The sequence below is a fragment of the uncultured Bradyrhizobium sp. genome (assembly GCF_947648125.1).
GTDB lineage: Bacteria > Pseudomonadota > Alphaproteobacteria > Rhizobiales > Xanthobacteraceae > Bradyrhizobium.
Map to the genome: position 1 here is coordinate 30,962 of NZ_CANSMR010000031.1, position 18,011 is coordinate 48,972.

14 protein-coding genes are annotated in these 18,011 nt (G+C 64.8%); 9 read left to right on the forward strand and 5 right to left on the reverse strand.

Annotation, left to right across the window (positions count from 1 at the left end; translation table 11 throughout):
- The first annotated feature begins 87 nt into the window (after positions 1–87).
- The 4 genes from Q0030_RS34115 (at position 88) to Q0030_RS34130 (ending at position 6,957) form a co-directional block, all read left to right on the forward strand.
- Entirely contained in the window at positions 88–438 is a 351-nt protein-coding gene (locus tag Q0030_RS34115) for a hypothetical protein (protein WP_298377463.1), read from the forward strand.
- 113 nt (positions 439–551) lie between these two features.
- Positions 552–1,775 carry an efflux RND transporter periplasmic adaptor subunit gene (locus tag Q0030_RS34120; protein WP_298377466.1) on the forward strand — a complete coding sequence of 408 codons (1,224 nt, stop codon included), beginning with the start codon at positions 552–554 and terminating at the stop codon, positions 1,773–1,775.
- Positions 1,768–4,992, forward strand: coding sequence for a CusA/CzcA family heavy metal efflux RND transporter (locus tag Q0030_RS34125; RefSeq protein WP_298377469.1), 3,225 nt, complete (start codon positions 1,768–1,770; stop codon positions 4,990–4,992). The genes Q0030_RS34120 and Q0030_RS34125 overlap by 8 nt, the downstream gene beginning before the upstream one ends.
- Positions 4,993–5,115: 123 nt before the next feature.
- A complete protein-coding gene (locus Q0030_RS34130; protein WP_298377472.1) occupies positions 5,116–6,957 on the forward strand; it encodes a nucleotide pyrophosphatase/phosphodiesterase family protein in 1,842 nt (613 codons plus the stop codon).
- 60 nt (positions 6,958–7,017) lie between these two features.
- Here Q0030_RS34130 and Q0030_RS34135 read toward each other — a convergent pair whose 3' ends face one another.
- Entirely contained in the window at positions 7,018–7,599 is a 582-nt protein-coding gene (locus tag Q0030_RS34135; RefSeq protein ID WP_298377474.1) for a hypothetical protein, read from the reverse strand.
- A gap of 387 nt (positions 7,600–7,986) precedes the next feature.
- On the opposite strand from Q0030_RS34135, the gene Q0030_RS34140 reads away from it, so the two are divergent.
- Together Q0030_RS34140 and Q0030_RS34145 are read left to right on the forward strand one after the other, a co-directional pair.
- Positions 7,987–8,646 (forward strand): peroxiredoxin, encoded by a 660-nt coding sequence (locus tag Q0030_RS34140; protein WP_298377476.1) that lies wholly within the window; start codon positions 7,987–7,989, stop codon positions 8,644–8,646.
- 21 nt (positions 8,647–8,667) lie between these two features.
- Positions 8,668–10,131 (forward strand): deoxyribodipyrimidine photo-lyase, encoded by a 1,464-nt coding sequence (locus Q0030_RS34145; protein WP_298377479.1) that lies wholly within the window; start codon positions 8,668–8,670, stop codon positions 10,129–10,131.
- Here Q0030_RS34145 and Q0030_RS34150 read toward each other — a convergent pair.
- Positions 10,128–11,000 (reverse strand): DMT family transporter, encoded by an 873-nt coding sequence (locus tag Q0030_RS34150; RefSeq protein WP_298377482.1) that lies wholly within the window; start codon positions 10,998–11,000, stop codon positions 10,128–10,130. The two genes, Q0030_RS34145 and Q0030_RS34150, sit on opposite strands and share 4 nt — an antisense overlap.
- 560 nt (positions 11,001–11,560) lie before the next feature.
- Between Q0030_RS34150 and Q0030_RS34155 the strand changes: the two genes are divergently transcribed.
- Positions 11,561–12,391 carry a YkgJ family cysteine cluster protein gene (locus Q0030_RS34155; RefSeq protein ID WP_298377485.1) on the forward strand — a complete coding sequence of 277 codons (831 nt, stop codon included), beginning with the start codon at positions 11,561–11,563 and terminating at the stop codon, positions 12,389–12,391.
- Between the two features lie 59 nt (positions 12,392–12,450).
- Here the strand turns inward: Q0030_RS34155 and Q0030_RS34160 are convergent, their stop codons facing one another.
- Positions 12,451–14,004 carry a winged helix-turn-helix domain-containing tetratricopeptide repeat protein gene (locus tag Q0030_RS34160; protein ID WP_298377488.1) on the reverse strand — a complete coding sequence of 518 codons (1,554 nt, stop codon included), beginning with the start codon at positions 14,002–14,004 and terminating at the stop codon, positions 12,451–12,453.
- A gap of 103 nt (positions 14,005–14,107) precedes the next feature.
- Between Q0030_RS34160 and Q0030_RS34165 the strand changes: the two genes are divergently transcribed.
- Both Q0030_RS34165 and Q0030_RS34170 read left to right on the forward strand, forming a co-directional pair.
- Complete coding sequence (locus Q0030_RS34165) at positions 14,108–15,316, forward strand: acyl-CoA dehydrogenase family protein (RefSeq protein ID WP_298377491.1); 1,209 nt, start codon at positions 14,108–14,110, stop codon at positions 15,314–15,316.
- Complete coding sequence (locus tag Q0030_RS34170; RefSeq protein ID WP_363323527.1) at positions 15,313–16,248, forward strand: GNAT family N-acetyltransferase; 936 nt, start codon at positions 15,313–15,315, stop codon at positions 16,246–16,248. Before Q0030_RS34165 ends, Q0030_RS34170 begins: the two co-directional genes overlap by 4 nt.
- A gap of 41 nt (positions 16,249–16,289) precedes the next feature.
- On the opposite strand, the gene Q0030_RS34175 is transcribed toward Q0030_RS34170, so the two are convergent.
- Complete coding sequence (locus tag Q0030_RS34175; protein WP_298377495.1) at positions 16,290–16,664, reverse strand: hypothetical protein; 375 nt, start codon at positions 16,662–16,664, stop codon at positions 16,290–16,292.
- 144 nt (positions 16,665–16,808) lie between these two features.
- Entirely contained in the window at positions 16,809–17,993 is a 1,185-nt protein-coding gene (locus Q0030_RS34180; protein ID WP_298377498.1) for an MFS transporter, read from the reverse strand.
- Positions 17,994–18,011: the final 18 nt, after the last annotated feature.

Below are 18,011 nucleotides of genomic sequence, written 5' to 3' on the forward strand. Positions count from 1 at the left end.
TAGTATCCGCGGCAATTCTGTCGCGGCGTCGAACTTGAATGCGCGCGGTCACGGCGCTAATTAGGGCCCATGGACGCTTCGCGCACCATGATTCAGTCTTCCGCTCATGCAACAGGATCGCGCCGCTGGCGCAGCCTGCTTGCGGGGCTGATTTCGCTTGCGCTGGTGCTGTCATTCTTCCACGGCTGGGCCTTCGACGGCGATGACGATGCAGCTCCGAGCTTCTTGATTGCACAGTCCATCAACGACACCGGCGGCAAGGCGCCGGGGCATCCGGCCCCACTGCATGGCGATCACTGCCTGACCCACGTCGCCTCGGTGGCGCCGCAGGAGACTGCGTTCCCGATCGCTTATGCGCCGCATAGCTATGGCGACAGCAGCATCGGGCTGCCGGCGTCAGCCGATCGCCTCTCCCCCTTCAAGCCACCCCGCGCCTGATCCGGTCGGCATGACCGGCCGTGCGCCGCTGCCATCGGGCAGCGCGCACGCTTCCGCACAGATCGATGTCGCGACAGCGCAGGGCCATCGGCATGCGCTGCGGAGAGGCGCATATGAAACGGGTTGTTCTATTTTTCGCCGGCGTAGCCGCCGGCATCGCATTGGTCGTTGTTGCGGCCGGATGGGTCGGCTGGCCGGTCAAGTTCCCGGCCACGACGCAGGAGACGGCGACCGCAGGTCCACCGAAAGCCGAGGCCACGCATGAGGCCCCCGGACATATTGAGCTAAGCGAAGACCAGATTCGTGAATCTGGCATCACGCTCGCACCGGCCAGCGGCGGCATGCTGAAGCGGCATTTCCTCGCGCCGGGATCGCTGATCCCCGACGCCGACCACATCGGCCGCGTCTCGGTGCGCGTGCTCGCGACGGTCACGGAACTGCGCAAGCGTCTCGGCGACGTGGTCGAGAAAGGCGAGATCGTCGCTGCGATCGAAAGCCGTGAGGTGGCTGACGCCAAGAGCGAATACCTCGCCGCGCGGCTCACCAACGACCTGCAGCAGACGCTCTACGCGCGACAGAAGACGCTGGTCGAGACCCGCATCGTCTCGGAAAACGAGTTCCTGCGCACGCGACTGACCGCCAACGACGCCCAGATCAAGCTCGACGGCGCGCGGCAGAAGTTGTTTGCGCTGGGTCTGTCGGAAAGCGAGATCGCTGATCTGCCCAACCAGCCGCCCGAAAGCCTGCGCACGCAGTTCCTGCGCGCGCCGATCTCAGGCCGGGTGTCCGAACGGCGTGTCGATCTCGGCGGACTGATCGGGCGCGAAGGTCAGGAAAGCGAGCTCTACGTCATCGTCAATCTCGACGACATCTGGGTTGATCTCGCGGTTTCGCCTGAAGACATCGGCGCAGTCCGCGAAGGCGTTTCGGTCAAGATCCGCGCCATCGGCACCGAGGATGAAGCGAGTGCCGGCGTGATCTTCGTCAGCCCCCTGCTCGACCGCGAGACCCGCAACGCCCGCGTGATCGCGACCATGCCCAACAAGGATCACCGCTGGAAACCGGGCACCTTCGTCACCGCGGAGATCCCGCTGTCAGGCGCGCCAGCGACCGTGATGGTCTCGAAGAAGGCCATTCAAACCATCAAGGGGACGCCGACCGTATTCGTGCGCGATGCTGACGGCTTCGAGGCGAGGTCGGTGCGGACCGGTCGCGAGGACGATGACGACATCGAAATCGTCGCGGGTCTTGCCGCCGGCGAGACAATCGCGGTGCAGAACACCTTCACCTTGAAGGCTGAGGTCGAGAAGGACGAAGCGGAGCACGGCCATGATTGAGCGCATCATCGGTCTGGCGATCCAGCGGCGCTGGGTTGTCGTCACACTGGCAGCGGTCCTGATGTTCCTCGGCGGCCTCGCATTGACCAAGCTGCCGATCGACGCAGTGCCCGACATCACTAACAAGCAGGTCCAGATCAACACCGTCGCCCCGGCGCTGTCGCCGGCGGAAATCGAGAAGCAGATCACCTTCCCGATCGAGACGGCGCTGGCGGGCGCGCCGGGGCTGGAGAGCACGCGGTCGCTCTCCCGCAACGGCTTCTCGCAGATCACGGCGGTGTTCAGCGAAGCCACCGATATCTATTTCGCCCGCCAGCAGGTCGGCGAGCGCCTGACCGAGGTTCGCGCGCGCCTGCCCCAGGGTATCGAGCCGCGGATTGGCCCGACCACGACAGGTCTTGGCGAAATCTACATGTGGACCGTGCATTACTCCGGCCAGAAGGTGCAGACCGACGGCGCGCCGGGCCTGCAGAGCGACGGCCGCTTCCTCACGGCGGACGGCCAGGTGCTGCAAAGCGAGGTTGAGAAAGACGCCTATCTGCGCACAGTACAGGACTGGATCATCAAGCCGCAGATCAAGATGGTGCCGGGTGTCGCCGGCGTCGATTCGATCGGCGGCTACCTCAAGCAGTATCAGGTCCAGCCCGATGCGGCGAAGCTGATCGCGCTCGGCCTTACCTTTGCCGACGTCGCCAAGGCGATCGAGAGCAACAATGTCAGCCGCGGTGCGCGCTATATCGAGCGCAACGGCGAAGGATTCGTGGTCCGGTCCGGCGGCCGCCTCGAGAACATCGAGGAGCTCGGCGCCGTCGTCGTCACCACCCGCGGCGGTGTCCCGGTCCGGATTCGCGACCTCGCATCGCTCTCGATCGGCGGCGAGACGCGCACCGGCAGCGCCAGCGAGAACGGCCGCGAGGTCGTAGTCGGCACCGCACTGATGCTGATCGGCGCCAACAGCCGCACGGTGTCGGCAGCAGTCGACGCCAAGCTGCGTGCGATCACGCCCTCCTTGCCGGCGGGCGTCGAGGTCGAGACGGTGCTGGATCGCACCCAGCTGGTCGATGCGACGATCGGCACCGTGGCGCGCAACCTCAGCGAAGGTGCGCTGCTGGTGATCGCGGTGCTGTTCGTGTTGCTCGGCAATTTCCGCGCGGCTTTGATCACGGCACTGGTGATCCCGATCGCGATGCTGATGACCGCCATCGGCATGTGGCAGGGCCGCATCAGCGCCAATCTGATGAGCCTCGGTGCACTTGATTTCGGCCTGATCGTCGACGGCGCTGTCATCATCACCGAGAACAGCCTGCGTCACCTCGCCGAGAAGCAGCACGCGCTCGGCCGCGTGCTGACGCGCGACGAGCGGCTGGCGACGGTGCGGGCGTCCGCCGTGGAAATGGTGCAGCCGAGCCTTTACGGCCAGGCCATCATCCTGCTGGTCTATGTGCCACTTCTCACCTTCACCGGCGTCGAAGGCAAGATGTTCGAGCCGATGGCGCTGACCGTGATCCTGGCGCTCGCCGCCGCCTTCGTGCTCTCGCTGACGCTGGTTCCGGCGCTGATCGCGATCGGCATCACCGGCCGCGTCCAGGAGAAGGAGAACTGGCTCGTTGCCACATTAAAGCGCTGGTACAGCCCGCTGCTCCGGCGCGCGGTTGCAACGCCCGTGCCCGTCATCACCGTGGCGGTCGTGTTGTTCGCGACCGCCCTGTTCGGGTTCTTCCGGCTCGGCCAGGAGTTCATCCCCTCGCTCGACGAGAAGAACATCGCCATGCACGCGCTCAGAATTCCGAGCACGGCGCTGTCGCAGTCGCAGGCGATGCAGCTCTCGGTCGAGAAGGCCGTCAGCCGCTTCCCGCAGGTGTCGTTCGTCTTCTCCAAGACCGGCACCGCGGAGGTGGCGAGCGACCCGATGCCGCCGAACGCGTCCGATACCTTCCTCATCCTGAAGCCGCGCGCGCAGTGGCCGGATCCATCGCTGACCAAGGAGCAGTTGATCGAGGAGATCTCGAAGGCGGTCGGCCGCCTGCCGGGCAACGTCTATGAATTCACCCAGCCGATCCAGATGCGCTTCAACGAACTGCTCGCCGGCGTTCGCGGCGATATCGCGGTCAAGGTGTTCGGTGACGAGTTCGAGCCGATGCAGAAGGCCGCCAACCAGATCGCCGCTGCGATGCGCGGCGTGCGCGGTGCGACCGACGTCAAGGTCGAACAGGCCAGCGGCCTGCCGGTGCTCGAGATCAAGGTCGACAAGGCGGCGATTGCCCGGCGGGGCCTGAACGTCTCCGAGGTCCAGGACGTGATCGGTGCAGCGGTCGGCGGCCAGGATGCCGGTGTGGTCTACGAGGGCGATCGCAGCTTCGACATCGTGGTGCGATTGCCGGAGAGCGTGCGCTCCGATCTCGAGGCGCTGAGCAATTTGCCGGTCGCCTTGCCGAAGGCAACGCCGAGTTCGCCAGTGCAGAGCCTGCCGCTCAACCGCGTCGCACAATTCTCCTTCACCGAGGGACCGAACCAGATCAGCCGCGAGAACGGCAAGCGCCGCATCGTGGTGACCGCCAATGTCCGCGGCCGGGATCTCGGCTCGGTGGTCGAAGAAGCCCAGGCAAAGGTCGCCCAATCGGTGCAGCTGCCGCCCGGCTACTGGATGACCTGGGGCGGCCAGTCGGAAAATCTCGCCGCGGCGCGCCAGCGCCTTGCCGTCGTGGTGCCGGCCTGCTTTGCGATGATCTTCCTGTTGCTGCTGGCGGCGATGGGCTCGGCCCGCGATGCGCTGCTGGTGTTCAGTGCGGTGCCGCTGGCGCTCACCGGCGGCATCGCGGCACTGTGGCTGCGCGGCATGCCGTTCTCGATCTCGGCCGCGGTCGGCTTCATTGCGCTATCAGGCGTTGCGGTGCTGAACGGGCTCGTGATGCTGAGCTTCGTCAGGCAATTGCGCGAGCGCGGCGTGCCGATGCGGGAGGCCATCGAGCAAGGCGCCCTCACCCGCTTCCGGCCCGTGGTGATGACCGCGCTGGTGGCCTCGCTCGGTTTCGTGCCGATGGCCTTCGCCACCGGCACCGGCGCCGAGGTGCAGAAGCCGCTCGCCACCGTCGTGATCGGCGGCCTGATCAGCGCCACCCTGCTGACGCTCGCCGTCCTACCCGCGCTCTATGCACGGTACGGACATGCCGGCAGCGCTGCGCGCAATGAGAGAACCGCGGTTCAGCCCGCGGAATGACCATCGCCAAGAAAAATCCGACAGTTACAGCGCCCGGCAGGCGCTGTAACATTTCTGTCATATGGCAAAACTAAACGAAGGCGGCGGCGGGCTGCCGCAGGGCTTCATCAGGGGGAATATAAAATGCGCCGTGCCATTACATTACTGTCCGCGAGCGTGATCGCGCTTTCAGCCGGCGCCGCTTCCGCGCAAAATGCAAAACCCCGTAACCTGATCCTGTTCGTCCCCGACGGCCTGCGCGGCGGTATCGTGACGCCGCAGACGGCGCCCGCGATGGCCGAGATCCGCGACAAGGGCGTCCATTTCAAGAACTCGCATTCGCTGTTCCCGACCTTCACGATGGCGAACAGCTCGGCGCTGTCGACCGGCCATTATCTCGGCGACACCGGCACCTTCTCCAACACGATCTATACCGGCTACACCTCGGCGCCTGCCGGCGACACCGTGGTCCCGTTCATCGAGAACGACGCCGTGCTCGCCGATATCGACGATCACTTCAATGGCGATTACCTCAACGAGGAGACATTGTTGAAGATGGCCCGCGGCCAGGGCTTCAGCACCGCCGCCATCGGCAAGGTCGGCCCGACGCTGCTGTTCGACCACACCGATCGCGGCAAGAACACGATCGTGGTCGATGATTCCACTGGCGGCAAGACCGGCGTGCCGCTCTCCGACGAGATGCAGGACGCGCTGACCAAGGCCGGCCTGCCGCTCGCCACCCCGAGCCGCGGCGACAATGCCAAGGCGGGCGACGCCAAGACTCCCGGCACCACGGTCGCCAACGTCGCGCAGCAGGCCTACATGGCCGATGTCGCGACCAAGGTCGTGCTGCCGATGTTCAAGGCCCGCAACAAGCCGTTCGTGCTGGTGTTCTGGTCGCGCGATCCGGATGGCAGCCAGCACAACACCGGCGACAGCCTCAACACCATCACGCCCGGCATCAACGGCCCGACCTCGATGGCCGGCATCAAGAATGCCGACAATAACCTCGCCCAACTCCGCAAGGCGCTCGACGAGCTTGGGCTTTCCGCCAACACCAACATCATGGTCTCCTCCGACCACGGCTTCTCGACGATCTCGAAGGAGAGCAAGACCAGCCCCTCGGCCAAGATCGCCTATGACGACACGCCGAAGGATTTCCTGCCGATGGGCTTTCTGGCGATCGATCTCGCCAAGGCGCTGAACCTGCCGCTGTTCGACCCCAACGACAAGAATGCCAAGGTCGCCGACAATGCCCATCCGAAGGCCGGCAACGGCGTGCTCGGCCAGGACCCGACCAAGCCCGACGTCGTGATAGCGACCAATGGCGGCTCGGACCTGATCTATCTGCCGAACCGCGACAAGAAGCTCGCCGACCGCGTGATCAAGGCGCTGCTCGAGCAGGACTATGTCAGCGGCCTGTTCGTCGACGACAAGCTCGGCACCTTCCCCGGCACGCTGCCGATGTCGAACCTCAATTTGAAGGGCAAGGCGGTGACGCCGAACCCGTCGATCGTGGTCAACTTCCGCTCCTGGTCAAGCGGCTGCGAGATCCCGACCAACTGCTCGGTGCAGATCGCCGATACCGTGCTGCGCCAGGGCCAGGGCATGCATGGCAGCTTCAGCCGCGGCGACACCTACAACTTCACCGCCGCGATCGGCCCCGACTTCAAAGCGGGCTATGTCGATCCGCTGCCGGTCAGCAACGCCGATGTCGGCATGACCGCGGCGCAATTGCTCGGCCTGCGCGCGCCGAACAATGGCGGGCTGATCGGCCGGGTGATGTCGGAGGCGCTGCCGAACGGCATCGTGCCGAAGATGGCCGAGGGCACCATCATGTCGAAGAAGCCTTCGGCCAACGGCCTGCGCACCGTGCTGAAATTCCAGCGCGTGCTCTCGACCCGCTATTTCGACGTCGCCGGGTTCCCCGGCCGGACGCTCGGGCTCGAGGAGAGCGACGGCAAACAGAGAGCGGCGGGGAAGTGATCCCCGCCGCTCTCGCTTGAAGCCGTTGATTCGGGATGATGCACGCATCATCCCGAATGGTCACATCATCCCGATGTCGAACACGTTGGGCAGTTGCGCCGCGAGCGGCAGCGCAGTCGCGCCGACCAGCGTCGCCACCATCGCCGCGAGCGCGCGACCGGTACGGCGCTGACCGCGCATCCGGCCCGCGATCCATTCCAGGACCTTGGTGTCCATCTTGGTGCCCTGCGTCGGCGCCCAGCGGTCGATGTTCGTGTCCGGCGACAGCGCCACCGTGCGCGGCGGCACCGGCAGGCCGGACTCGGACGCGGCATGATGGGCGATCGCCTTGGCGAGCAGGTCGTCGAACCGGCCGGCATCGCTACGCTCGGCAGCAGCCTCGTTGATCGCGAACAGCGCCTCGATCTCGGCCCGGCTGACCGGCTGATGCTCGACCGCAGCCGCCGTCAGGATGCGCGCGCACCAGGCAGCGTCATCGGCATCGAGTGACCGGGAGAAATGGATACGGCCCTTGGTGGTCGGGCCTTCGCCGGTGATCACGCCGTCGCGCACGATGGTCAGCGCATGGGCGGCGGTCTTGCGGCAGGATGGAGACAACGCACCGCTGAGAGCCTCAGCGGTCTTGGTACTTGGGGTAGACATTGTGGGAGCTTTCAATTCCTATCTGAGGCCAGCTTTTCCATGCGGGCGTAAACGAGTGGTTAATGATTCGGAACTTGGGTTCCGAGATTTTTAGATGGTTGCTATTTGGTCGCTTTAAAAGCTGTCACGGTTCAGTCCTATAGCAGCCAGGGCCGGCGTGATGACGGCGATAAGCGGCTTTATCTAGGCATTTCCAAGCTTTTGTGCTGCATCTGATATTTCACCGCAGGAGGATGGATCAAAACAAGTTGCTTGGAATTCCCCCGTTTTGAGAACAATCTCACCTTTTTCATGAACCCGTTCACTTGAGCCTGATCCCGTCCTATACTGGAACAGACGACCTCAAATACGAATTCATCTTTAACTTCAATAGCATGAGGTAAAATCATGACACTTCCGATTGGCGCGACGGCACCGGACTTCGAGGCCCAGACCACCGAGGGCAAGATCAAGTTCCACGACTGGATCGGCAACAGCTGGACCCTGCTGTTCTCCCATCCGAAGGACTTCACCCCGGTCTGCACGACCGAACTCGGCGCGCTGGCCAAGCTGAAGCCGGAATTCGACAAGCGCGGCGTCAAGCTCATCGGCCTTTCGGTCGATCCAGCGGATCGCCACGCCAAATGGGCGGAGGATATCCTGGAGACGCAGGGGGCGGCCCCGAACTATCCGCTGATCGCCGACACCGACTTCAACGTCTCCAAGCTCTACGAGATGTTGCCTGCCTCGACCTCGGGCGATCCCCTCACCCGCACGCCGGCGGACAACCAGACGGTTCGCAACGTCTTCATCATCGGCCCCGACAAGAAGATCAAGCTGGTGTTGGTCTACCCGATGACCACGGGCCGGAACTTCCAGGAGATCCTGCGCGTCATCGACTCGCTGCAACTCACCGCCAAGCACCGCGTCGCCACCCCTGCCGACTGGAAGCAGGGCGAGGACGTGATCATCGCGGGCTCGGTCAGCAACGACGAGGCCAAGACGATCTATCCGCAGGGTTGGAAAGAACCGAAGCCCTACATCCGCATCGTGCCGCAGCCGAAGTAACGGCCGGCACGCAGCGTCCGGGTGGCCCGCGCACAGCCTGTTATCGTCTGGTTCCGTGACGATCTGCGGCTGTCGGATCACCCGGCCCTGCACGAAGCGGCCAGCCGCGGCGCGCCCGTGGTTGGTCTCTATGTCCGCGACGAAGAAAGTCGCGCCTTGCTGCCACCGGCGGTGCGCCGCCTCGGTGGCGCGACGCGATGGTGGCTGGCGCAGTCGCTGCGCGCGCTCCGCAAGAGCCTTGAGGCGATCGGCGGAACGCTGGTGCTGCGCACCGGACCGGCAGCTTCCGTGATCGCCACGCTGGCCCGCGAGACCGATGCGCGCGCGGTGTTCTGGAACGACATCGCGCATGCGCCGCATCAAGCCGTTGGCAGAGATGTCGAAGCTGCGCTCGCAACTGACGGCATCGACTCGCAAATTTTTGCCGGCGACCTGCTCGTCGCACCCCAGGCGATCCGCAACAAGGGCAACCGTGGCCTGCGTGTCTTCACGCCATTCTGGCGGCGCGTACAGAGCCTCGGCGATCCGCCAAAGCCACTGCCGGCGCCGAGGAAGCTCACATCCATCAGCGGCATCGCGAGCGAAGCCGTCGACGATTGGGATCTCGAACCGACACGGCCGGATTGGGCCGGCGGCCTGCGCGAAAGCTGGACCCCCGGCGAAGCCGCGGCGCACCATCGACTGAAGACATTCCTCGACGCGAGTATCAGCGGCTACGCCGGCAACCGCGACCGGCCCGACCGCGACGGCACCTCGCGCCTCTCCCCGCATCTGCGCTTCGGCGAGATCAGCCCGCGCCGGGTCTGGCACGCCGCCCGCTTCGCCGCCGCCGAGCACCCGCGCCTTGCCAGCGACATCGACAAACTCCTCAGCGAGCTCGGCTGGCGCGAGTTCTGCCGTCACCTGCTGTTCGATGTGCCTGATATGGCGGATCGGAATCTGCAGGAGCAGTTCGACGCGTTTCCGTGGAAGCGCAACGCGCTCTTCTTGAAGGCCTGGCAGCGTGGCCTGACCGGCTATCCGATCGTCGACGCCGGGTTGCGCGAGCTCTGGCACACCGGCGTGATGCACAACCGGGTGCGGATGGTGGTCGCTTCGTTCCTGGTGAAGCACCTGCTGATCGACTGGCGTACCGGCGAAGAATGGTTCTGGGACACGCTGGTCGATGCCGATGCCGGCTCCAATCCGGCGAACTGGCAATGGGTCGCCGGCTCCGGCGCCGACGCCGCGCCCTATTTCCGCGTCTTCAATCCGATCCTGCAGGGCGAGAAATTTGATCCCGACGGCGCCTATGTCAGGCGCTGGGTGCCGGAGCTTGCGCGGCTCTCGAACAACGTGATCCACCAGCCCTGGACTGCAACACCTATCGAGCTGGCGAGCGCCGGAATCGAACTCGGCGCGACCTATCCGCCGCCGATTGTTGATCACAAGCAGGCTCGCGAACGTGCGCTCGCCGCCTACGCAAAAATCCGTAGCAAGGATTAAGCGCGGCGGTTGACCACCAGCACCGCGGCGGCGCAGGCCGCCATGCCGGCCATAGCGACGTAGTCCAGCCGCTCGCCGAACAGCACATAGGCCATCAGCGCGGTCACCGCCGGCACCAGATAGAACAGGCTCGCGACCGAGGTCGCGGCATGATGACGGATCAGCCAGTACAATAGCCCAATCGAGCCGATCGACAGCGCGAACACCAGCCAGGCGATCGCCAGCACGAACTCGCTGGTCCAGTGCACGACGTTGGTCTCGAACAGCCAGGCGCCGATGCCGAAGAAGATCGTCACCGCGATGTACTGCAGCAGATTGCCGGCGCGCCAATCGATCCGGTTGCAGTAGCGGCGTTGGTACAGCGTGCCAAGCGTGATGCTGATCAGCGAGACGCCGGAGGCAAGCCAGCCCCATCCCGCATCGCCCGTCATCGGTCGGTTGTGCAGGATCAGCACGACCCCGGCGAGGCCGAGCACCAGCCCGCCCCATTGCAGCGGCGTGACGCGCTCGCCGAGCCAGCGGTTGGCGATGGTCGAGGTCAGGATCGGCTGCAGGCCCGGGATCAGCGCCGAGAGCCCTGCGGGAATCGAATGCGCGATCGCAATCGCGGTGCCGCCAAGATAGAAGCCGTGCACCAGGATGCCGGCCGCCGCACTGTGGAAAACACCTGTCCGGTCCGGCCATTTCGGCCGTACGACCGCGGCGATCACAGCCATCACCACCACCACGAACGCCATCCGGATCGCGAGATAGGTCAGCGGCTCCGCATTGTTGATGACATATTTGGTGCCGATGAATCCCGTGCTCCACAGCACGACAAAGATCGCCGGCGCCAGACGAGCGGCAGTTTCCTCGAAGCTCTTGTTCATTGCAGGCCGTCATTGCCTGAAGAAGGGGCAACCGGCAATCGCGAATTTTCTATGTGTCGCCGGGCTGGCACCCCAGGCACACTGTCGTCCCTGCGAAAGCAGGACCCATACTCCGCGGCGAATGTCGTGAAAGGGACTCGTCGTTCCAGCGACCTTCAACGTTGACCATCGGTGGTTATGGGTCCCTGCTTTCGCAGGGACGACACTGAACGTGTTGCACCGTCTGCGAGTCACACACTCGCATTCTCACGACATGATCTGCCCGAGCTTTGCATCTCGTTCAGCCCCGTCGGGCTGCTTTGTCCGTGAGACCACTCCGACTTTGCAGACGCTCGCGGCCCCAATGCCCGTTCGCTGCAATCACGACCATTTGTCCTCAGGGATGCCATGCGCGTTTGTCGGATGCGGCCCCCTGTCCTCGCAGATACGCTTTCTGAACAATGTCGCAGCCATCGGCCGCGGCGCGTTCCGGATAGTACCGGCATTGCCGTCACCTAATACCGGCAGCCAGGAACACTGGACAAGAAGAACCGGCCACGGGCCGGACAAGAAGAAAAACAATGGACCAAGTGGCGTTGGTCGTCGTTCGGGCGGTCGAGAGCGGCGCGACGACGACAAAAGATATTATCGGCGTGACCAGGCTGTCCCGCCTCAAGGTCGAGCGTGCACTGGGCGCGCTGGAGAAGCAGAAGCTGCTCGTTCGCGAACGACAAGGCTCGTGGGCCCTCGGCTTTCCCGTGGCCCCGACGGTCAGACAATGCGGATCATGCACCCTGTGCTGCAAGGTGCTTGAAGTCACCGACCTCGGCAAACCGGTCAACACGGTCTGCAATCACATCCTGGCGGGCGGCGGCTGCGAAATCTACCACGAGCGTCCCCGGCAGTGCCGTTCATTCAGCTGCGCCTGGCTGCAAGGCCATCTCGATGATGACTGGTTTCCCGAGACCGCGGGCATGGTGCCGCATTTCGGACTCGATACACTCAATGTGCAGGTTGACCTCGATGATCCCGGGCGCTGGCGCGAGGAGCCCTATTTCAGCAAGTTGTGCGAACTGTCGCTGAAGGGCCTCAGGGTGAGTGAAGGGCGGCCGTATGCCACCCTCGTCATCGTCGGTCACGACCGCTATTTGTTGCTCGGGCGGACCATCGTGCCCGATCCGACGCTGTTCGGCACCGCCTTCGTGCCGATCACGCTCGATACCTTCCGCTACTGGAAGGCCAGGTCGCTCGAGCATCTGCAACGGCTGAACGATCGCGTCATGGAGATCCACCGCATCCAGCAGGAATTCGGCTATTGCGCCATCCCTGACGACGACGACGATCCCTCCCCGCCTTACCGGCCGGCTCTTCTCCAGCGCTCGAAGGAACTGGGCGTGATACGCACGACGTGACGGCATCCGGACACGGCACAGGTGAACTCGCCGGTTCGAGAAACAAGCGGCTGTGAACGTCAACCGGTGAAACCCGCCTTGCGCAATCCATCGAGGAAATGTTCGCGGTCGGAGGGATTGCGATACCGTTCGGCTCTGGCCTGGGCCAGGTCGAGAGTTCTCGCGGGCGCGGTATTGCCAATCGCATTCAGTTCACGACACCGTTGGCTGACGAACGCGTCAGCCTCGGCCTGCGCCTCGCCAAGTCGCCCCATCTGCGCATAGCAGGCTGCAAGGAGGCCGTGCGACCACCTGTCGAACGACCGCGCCTCCATCACCGCCTTGACCGCCTGCTCGTACTCGCGCCCTGAATAGAGGGCAAGCGCGTGATACCAGTGGTACAGGTTGGGCGGAAACGGATTGAGCCGCTTGGCTGTCCCGATCCACATCAGCGCCTCGCGCCACCGTCCCCAGTAGACGAGGATGTTGGCGAAAACGGCGGCGACGTCGGCATCATTTGGATTGAGCGCGAGCGCGCGGCTGAAATGGATTTCGGCCTTGGCGTCATCTTTCAGCAGGAACAGCAACTGAGCGAAGACGCCATGAGACCAGGCGTCGCCGTCCTCGATATCGAGCGCGTTCTCGATCTCGCTCCGCGCCTCGTCCAGAGTTGCGGTGGTGGGTGATTCGAGAAACACGTCACAGACGATGGTCCAGGCGATGTTGACGTGGGCGCGGGCATATTGCGGGTCAAGCGCGACGGCGCTTCGAAAATAGTCCCTGGCCTGCGCCATGGCATTCACGGTCAGCTGACGCCATCGCTCGTTTCCGAGTAAGACCAGATCATAGGCGGAAATGCTGGAGGTCGGCTTGCGTCTGGCGACTTCCCGGCCGGCATCCTCCACCCGGCCCGGCAGCGCCGCGACGATCGCCCGTACAATCTCGTCCTGCAGAGCAAAGATGTCATCGAGATCGCGGTCGTAGCGCTCGGTCCAGAGATTGTAGCCGCTCGCAGCATCGAGCAGCTGAATGGTCACCCGCACATGGCTGCCGATCTTGCGCACACTCCCTTCGGCCACGTAGCGGACGCCGAGCTCGCGGCCGACCCGTTTGATCTCGGGCGTCTTGCCCTTGTAGGCGAAGCTGGAGTGACGGGCGACGACGAACAGTGACCTGAACCGCGACAGTTCGGCGATGATGTCTCCCGTGATCCCGTCGGAAAAATATTCCTGCGCGGGATCGCCGCTCAGATTCGACAATGGAAGCACCGCGAGCGACAGCGCCGGCGCGGGTGATAGAGGAGAGCTCGGCCCGGATACCGTCGCAACCGGGGGACCAACGTAGCGATAGCCGCGACGCGGCAGCGTCTCGATCCAGGTCGCGCCTCCGTCGATGTCGGCAAATGCCCTGCGCAAGGCGGCGATCTGCACGGTCAGGTTGCTCTCCTCGATCGCAAGCCCCGGCCACGCCGCCTCCATCAACGCATCTTTGGAAACCAGCGATCCGGCCCGCTCGACAAGCAGCCGAAGCAGCACCACCGCGCGCTGTCCGAGCGCGACCGGTTCGGACTCCCGGAATAGCATCTCGGCCCCGGTGTCGAGGCGGAAGGGACCGAATTCGTGGATCGTCGTCATGGCTCCGGAGACTACATTTTTTGCAACTTTTTCGGAACGGATTCAGGACCTCGGGAAAGCGGACGATCAGGCTGCAGCGGAGCTGAACCTCGAGGAGAACCCGATGCGCGATCCAGGCCATGCGGCGAAAGCGGACGGTCCGACGGCCCGTCCCGCTCCGGAAGTGAATGCCGGTGACCCCGCCCACGTTTGCCGCATGCTCGAGGCCGTCCAGGCGCTGGCCCCGCTCATCGCTGCGCAGCGCAACGCGTTCGACAGCGGACGGCGGTTGCCAGACACGGTTTTCGCCGGGCTGGCGGACGCCGGCCTGTTCCGCCTGTGGCTGCCACAAGCGCTCGGCGGACCCGAACTGTCTCCCTTCGCGTTCATGCGCGTCGTCGAAGCCGCGTCGGCGCTCGATGGCTCCGTCGGCTGGCTGGTCGGCAATGGCGCCGGCATGAGCCGGATCGGCGGCTACCTCGATGAGGCCGTCGCACGTGAGTGGTATGCCGACCCGCGCGCCTTTGTCGCAAGCGCAACCGGCGCGGTCGGCACGGCGACCGCCGTCGCAGGCGGCTATCGCCTTTCCGGGCGCTGGCCGTTCGGCAGCGGCGCGCATCATGCGACGCGCTTCATGGCACTGGCCAGCGTCAGGCCCGACGATCCGGCTTCGCCGCTGCTCTGCTGCTATCTCGGGCGGGCGGATGTCACCATCCTCGACAACTGGCATGTGTCCGGACTGCGCGGCACCGGCAGTTGCGATTTCGAGGCGCGGGATATCTTCGTGCCGGCCGCTCACGCCCATCCCTTTCTCGGGCTGCAACCGACCCAGCCCGGACTGCTCTATCGCATGCCGCCGTCATCGGTGTTCGCGTGGAGCATCTGCGGGGTGCCGCTCGGCATCGCGTCCGGCGCCATGACCTCGTTCACGGAGCTCGCCAAAGGCCGCTCCGGAAACCGAACCGCGCTCCGCGATCGCGAAATCGTTCAGGCAACGGTCGGGCGGACCAGAGCGATGCTTCGCGCCGCCCGTGCGCTTCTGATCGATGCCATGACCGAATTGATGGCCGCAACCGACACGGGCGGCCAACGGCTGGTGGAGGCACGCGCGGATATCCGGATCGCCAACGCACATGCGGCGGAGACTGCGACGTCCGTCACCGAGATGCTGGCCGCCAGCGCGGGCGCCGTCGCCATCTTCGAGACCTGCGCCCTGGAGCGTGCGGTCGGCGATGTGCGCGCCGCCGCGAAGCATGTCGCAATGAGTCCGAACAATTACGTCACCGCCGGCCGGCTGGCGCTTGGGCTCGATCCCGGCACGGCGAGGTTTTGACCGTTATCCAGCCACCAACGGAGCTGCCCATGTCAGTGGTCTGCCGGCCGGCACGCGCGCAGGATCTGGAATTCGCCGACGCCCTCGTCGTCTCCAGCATCAACGATCTCACGGAACGGCACGGCTTCGGCCCGACGGCGGTTTCGTCTCCGCCTAATTTCCAATTGTTTTGCATGAAGGACGATGCCGATGGCCTCTGGGTGGCGGAGGAGAATGAGCGGATCCTCGGCTTCGCCTGGAGCTGGGTCTGCGGCGACATGTGGTTTCTGGCGCAGCTGTTCGTGTCGCCCGATCAGCAGGGGCGGAGCATCGGCAACGAACTGATCAAGCGGACCATCGAGCACGCCGGGAAATCGGGCGCGTCCAACAGGGTGCTCATCACCTTCAGCTTCAACATGGTATCGCAGGGGCTCTACATCCGTCACGGACTGCTTCCGCGATTTCCCATCTACAGTGTCAGTGCGTCGCGCGAGCAGCTGATCGGTCATTTGCATGGTCCGCGATACGCCGTCACGCCGCTCAAGCCAGAGGCCTCGACCCTGCGCCGCCTCGCGCAAGCGGACGAGTGGGTCCTTGGCGTCTCGCGCGAAAAGCATCATCGCTATCTGATCGACGGCGGCGCGGCGACCGGGTTCAATCTCCACGACGGAAACGACTGGATCGGCTACGCCTACGTGGACGCCGGTGGTCATATCGGACCGCTCGCAGTCATGGAGCCGGACGCGGTCGCTCCCGCCTTGAGAACGGCGCTGTACCTGGCGGCCGGGAGCGGCGCGTCACGGATATCGGCATTCCTGCCTGGTGCGAGCAAGGCGGCGCTTGATACCGCGATGACGCACGGAATGCGGATCAAGTGTCCCATGCTGCTGATGTCGTCGCGAGAATTCGGCAATTGGGCCCAGTACCTGCCGCGCAATCCGGGTTTCATGTGACCCGCGCGGGTCTCGATTCGATCGTCGCATGGCGCCGATCGTCATCTGAGGTGATACTTCCTGCCGTTGGTGTTCGGGTCGGTATTGTCGCTTGTCGAGAACATCAAGGCCAGTCCGAAATAGCCCCAGCGATCGCGGTAAAGTCCAAATCGGCCGGCGCCCTGGTCGATGATCTCTTGCTGGGTGCTGTTCGCCGGGCCGAGAAGCCTGTCATCTTCATACAGTCGGGCCGTCTTGATGTCGCCATCCACGTATTTGACGGGGACGAGAAACGCGTGCCCCTGATAAAAGTGAAAGGTGCCGCGCAGAAGAAGTCTGTCGATCGGGCTCGCCGGAACCAGATAAAGCAATGCACTCGACGCCAGGGCAAAAAGCGTCGATCCGATCACGATGCGCGTATTGGCGGATATCCTCAACGGCACTTTCCCCGGGCTTTTGCTTGCCAGGCGTCTCTGTAGCGCGCGGCTTCATCGCATACAACCGACGGCCATCCGCCATCCCCTGTACGCGGCCGGTGCGGAAGCCGAATTGACAGGCCGCATGTCCGCACAGACCAAGCATCAGATCGTTGACGCGCGTCCGGCGAAGTTGCCGAGAACGGCCATCAGCACGGTCGCGACGGCACAGCAGACGAGCGCGACCTCCCAGCCTCCAGTCGCATCGTGGGCAAGTCCGGCGAGCGGCGGGCCCGCAGCCGCGAGCGTGTAGCCGAGGCATTGCGCCATGCCCGACAGCGCGGCCGCCTGCTGGCTGTGCGCAGTCCTCAGGCTGACGAATGTCAGACCGAGGATGAAGGCAGCTCCCGCTCCGAAGCCGAACAGCGCGACCCATAGCATCGCGAGCGACGGAAGCTGCCACAAGCCGAGCAGCGCGACGCAGGTCGCGAGCGACACCGCGATCGCGATGCCTCGCTGATCCTTCATGCGCCGGACCATCGGACCGAGGATCAAGCCGGGAGCCGCCGTCGCCAATTGCGCGACGCCATGCAGCGAGCCCGCCGCCGCTGCCGAATAACCTGCCTGCACGAGAATGGCGGGCAGCCATCCGACGATGATGTAGAACACCAGCGAGGTCAGGCCGAGAAAGCCGGTGACCTGCCAGGCGAGCGGCGAGTGCCAGATGCGCCCGCGATGCGACGGCGAACCATGCTCGATCGCCGGAGCCGAGTGCATCCCCAGCTGCGGAACCCAGGCGACCAGCGCCACCAATGGAAAGATCAGCGTGCTCGCGAGCGACAGGTGCCAGCTCGATCCGGGCAACAGGGCGAGCGGGATCGCCACGACAGATGCGAGCGCTTGGGCCAATGCGGACGTGATCGCGTAGGCGCTCGTCAGGCTGGCGATGCGGGTCGGGAAGTCCCGCTTGAGCAGGCTCGGCAGCAGGACATTTGCAACAGCGATCCCGGCACCAATGGTGGCGGTGCCGACGAACAGCGCCCACACCGGACCGGACGAGCGCAGCGCGATCCCGGCCGCGATGACCAGCAGCGCGCCGAACAGCGACCGCTCCATGCCGCACCTGCGCCCGAGGATGGCAGCAATTGGTGAAATCGCAGCGAACGCAAGCAAGGGCAGCGTCGTCAGGATCCCCGCCTCCGCCGCGCTGACCCCGCTGCTCTCGCGGATCATGCCGAGCATCGGCGCCACGCCGGTGATGGGCGCACGGAGCGCCGAGGCGATCAGCAGGATCCCCACGACCAGGAGCCCCTGCCCGCCCAACGTCCGCATCGGCGCAATCATCGTCATCGCATGCTCCCGGCTGTC

Excerpts from the sequence above, each read along its gene's own strand:
- Q0030_RS34115 (WP_298377463.1), top strand. The coding sequence starts at position 88 with ATGATTCAGTCTTCCGCTCATGCAACAGGATCGCGCCGCTGGCGCAGC.
- Q0030_RS34120 (WP_298377466.1), top strand. The coding sequence starts at position 552 with ATGAAACGGGTTGTTCTATTTTTCGCCGGCGTAGCCGCCGGCATCGCA.
- Q0030_RS34125 (WP_298377469.1), top strand. The coding sequence starts at position 1,768 with ATGATTGAGCGCATCATCGGTCTGGCGATCCAGCGGCGCTGGGTTGTC.
- Q0030_RS34130 (WP_298377472.1), top strand. The coding sequence starts at position 5,116 with ATGCGCCGTGCCATTACATTACTGTCCGCGAGCGTGATCGCGCTTTCA.
- Q0030_RS34135 (WP_298377474.1), bottom strand. The coding sequence starts at position 7,599 with ATGTCTACCCCAAGTACCAAGACCGCTGAGGCTCTCAGCGGTGCGTTG.
- Q0030_RS34140 (WP_298377476.1), top strand. The coding sequence starts at position 7,987 with ATGACACTTCCGATTGGCGCGACGGCACCGGACTTCGAGGCCCAGACC.
- Q0030_RS34150 (WP_298377482.1), bottom strand. The coding sequence starts at position 11,000 with ATGAACAAGAGCTTCGAGGAAACTGCCGCTCGTCTGGCGCCGGCGATC.
- Q0030_RS34155 (WP_298377485.1), top strand. The coding sequence starts at position 11,561 with ATGGACCAAGTGGCGTTGGTCGTCGTTCGGGCGGTCGAGAGCGGCGCG.
- Q0030_RS34160 (WP_298377488.1), bottom strand. The coding sequence starts at position 14,004 with ATGACGACGATCCACGAATTCGGTCCCTTCCGCCTCGACACCGGGGCC.
- Q0030_RS34165 (WP_298377491.1), top strand. The coding sequence starts at position 14,108 with ATGCGCGATCCAGGCCATGCGGCGAAAGCGGACGGTCCGACGGCCCGT.
- Q0030_RS34180 (WP_298377498.1), bottom strand. The coding sequence starts at position 17,993 with ATGACGATGATTGCGCCGATGCGGACGTTGGGCGGGCAGGGGCTCCTG.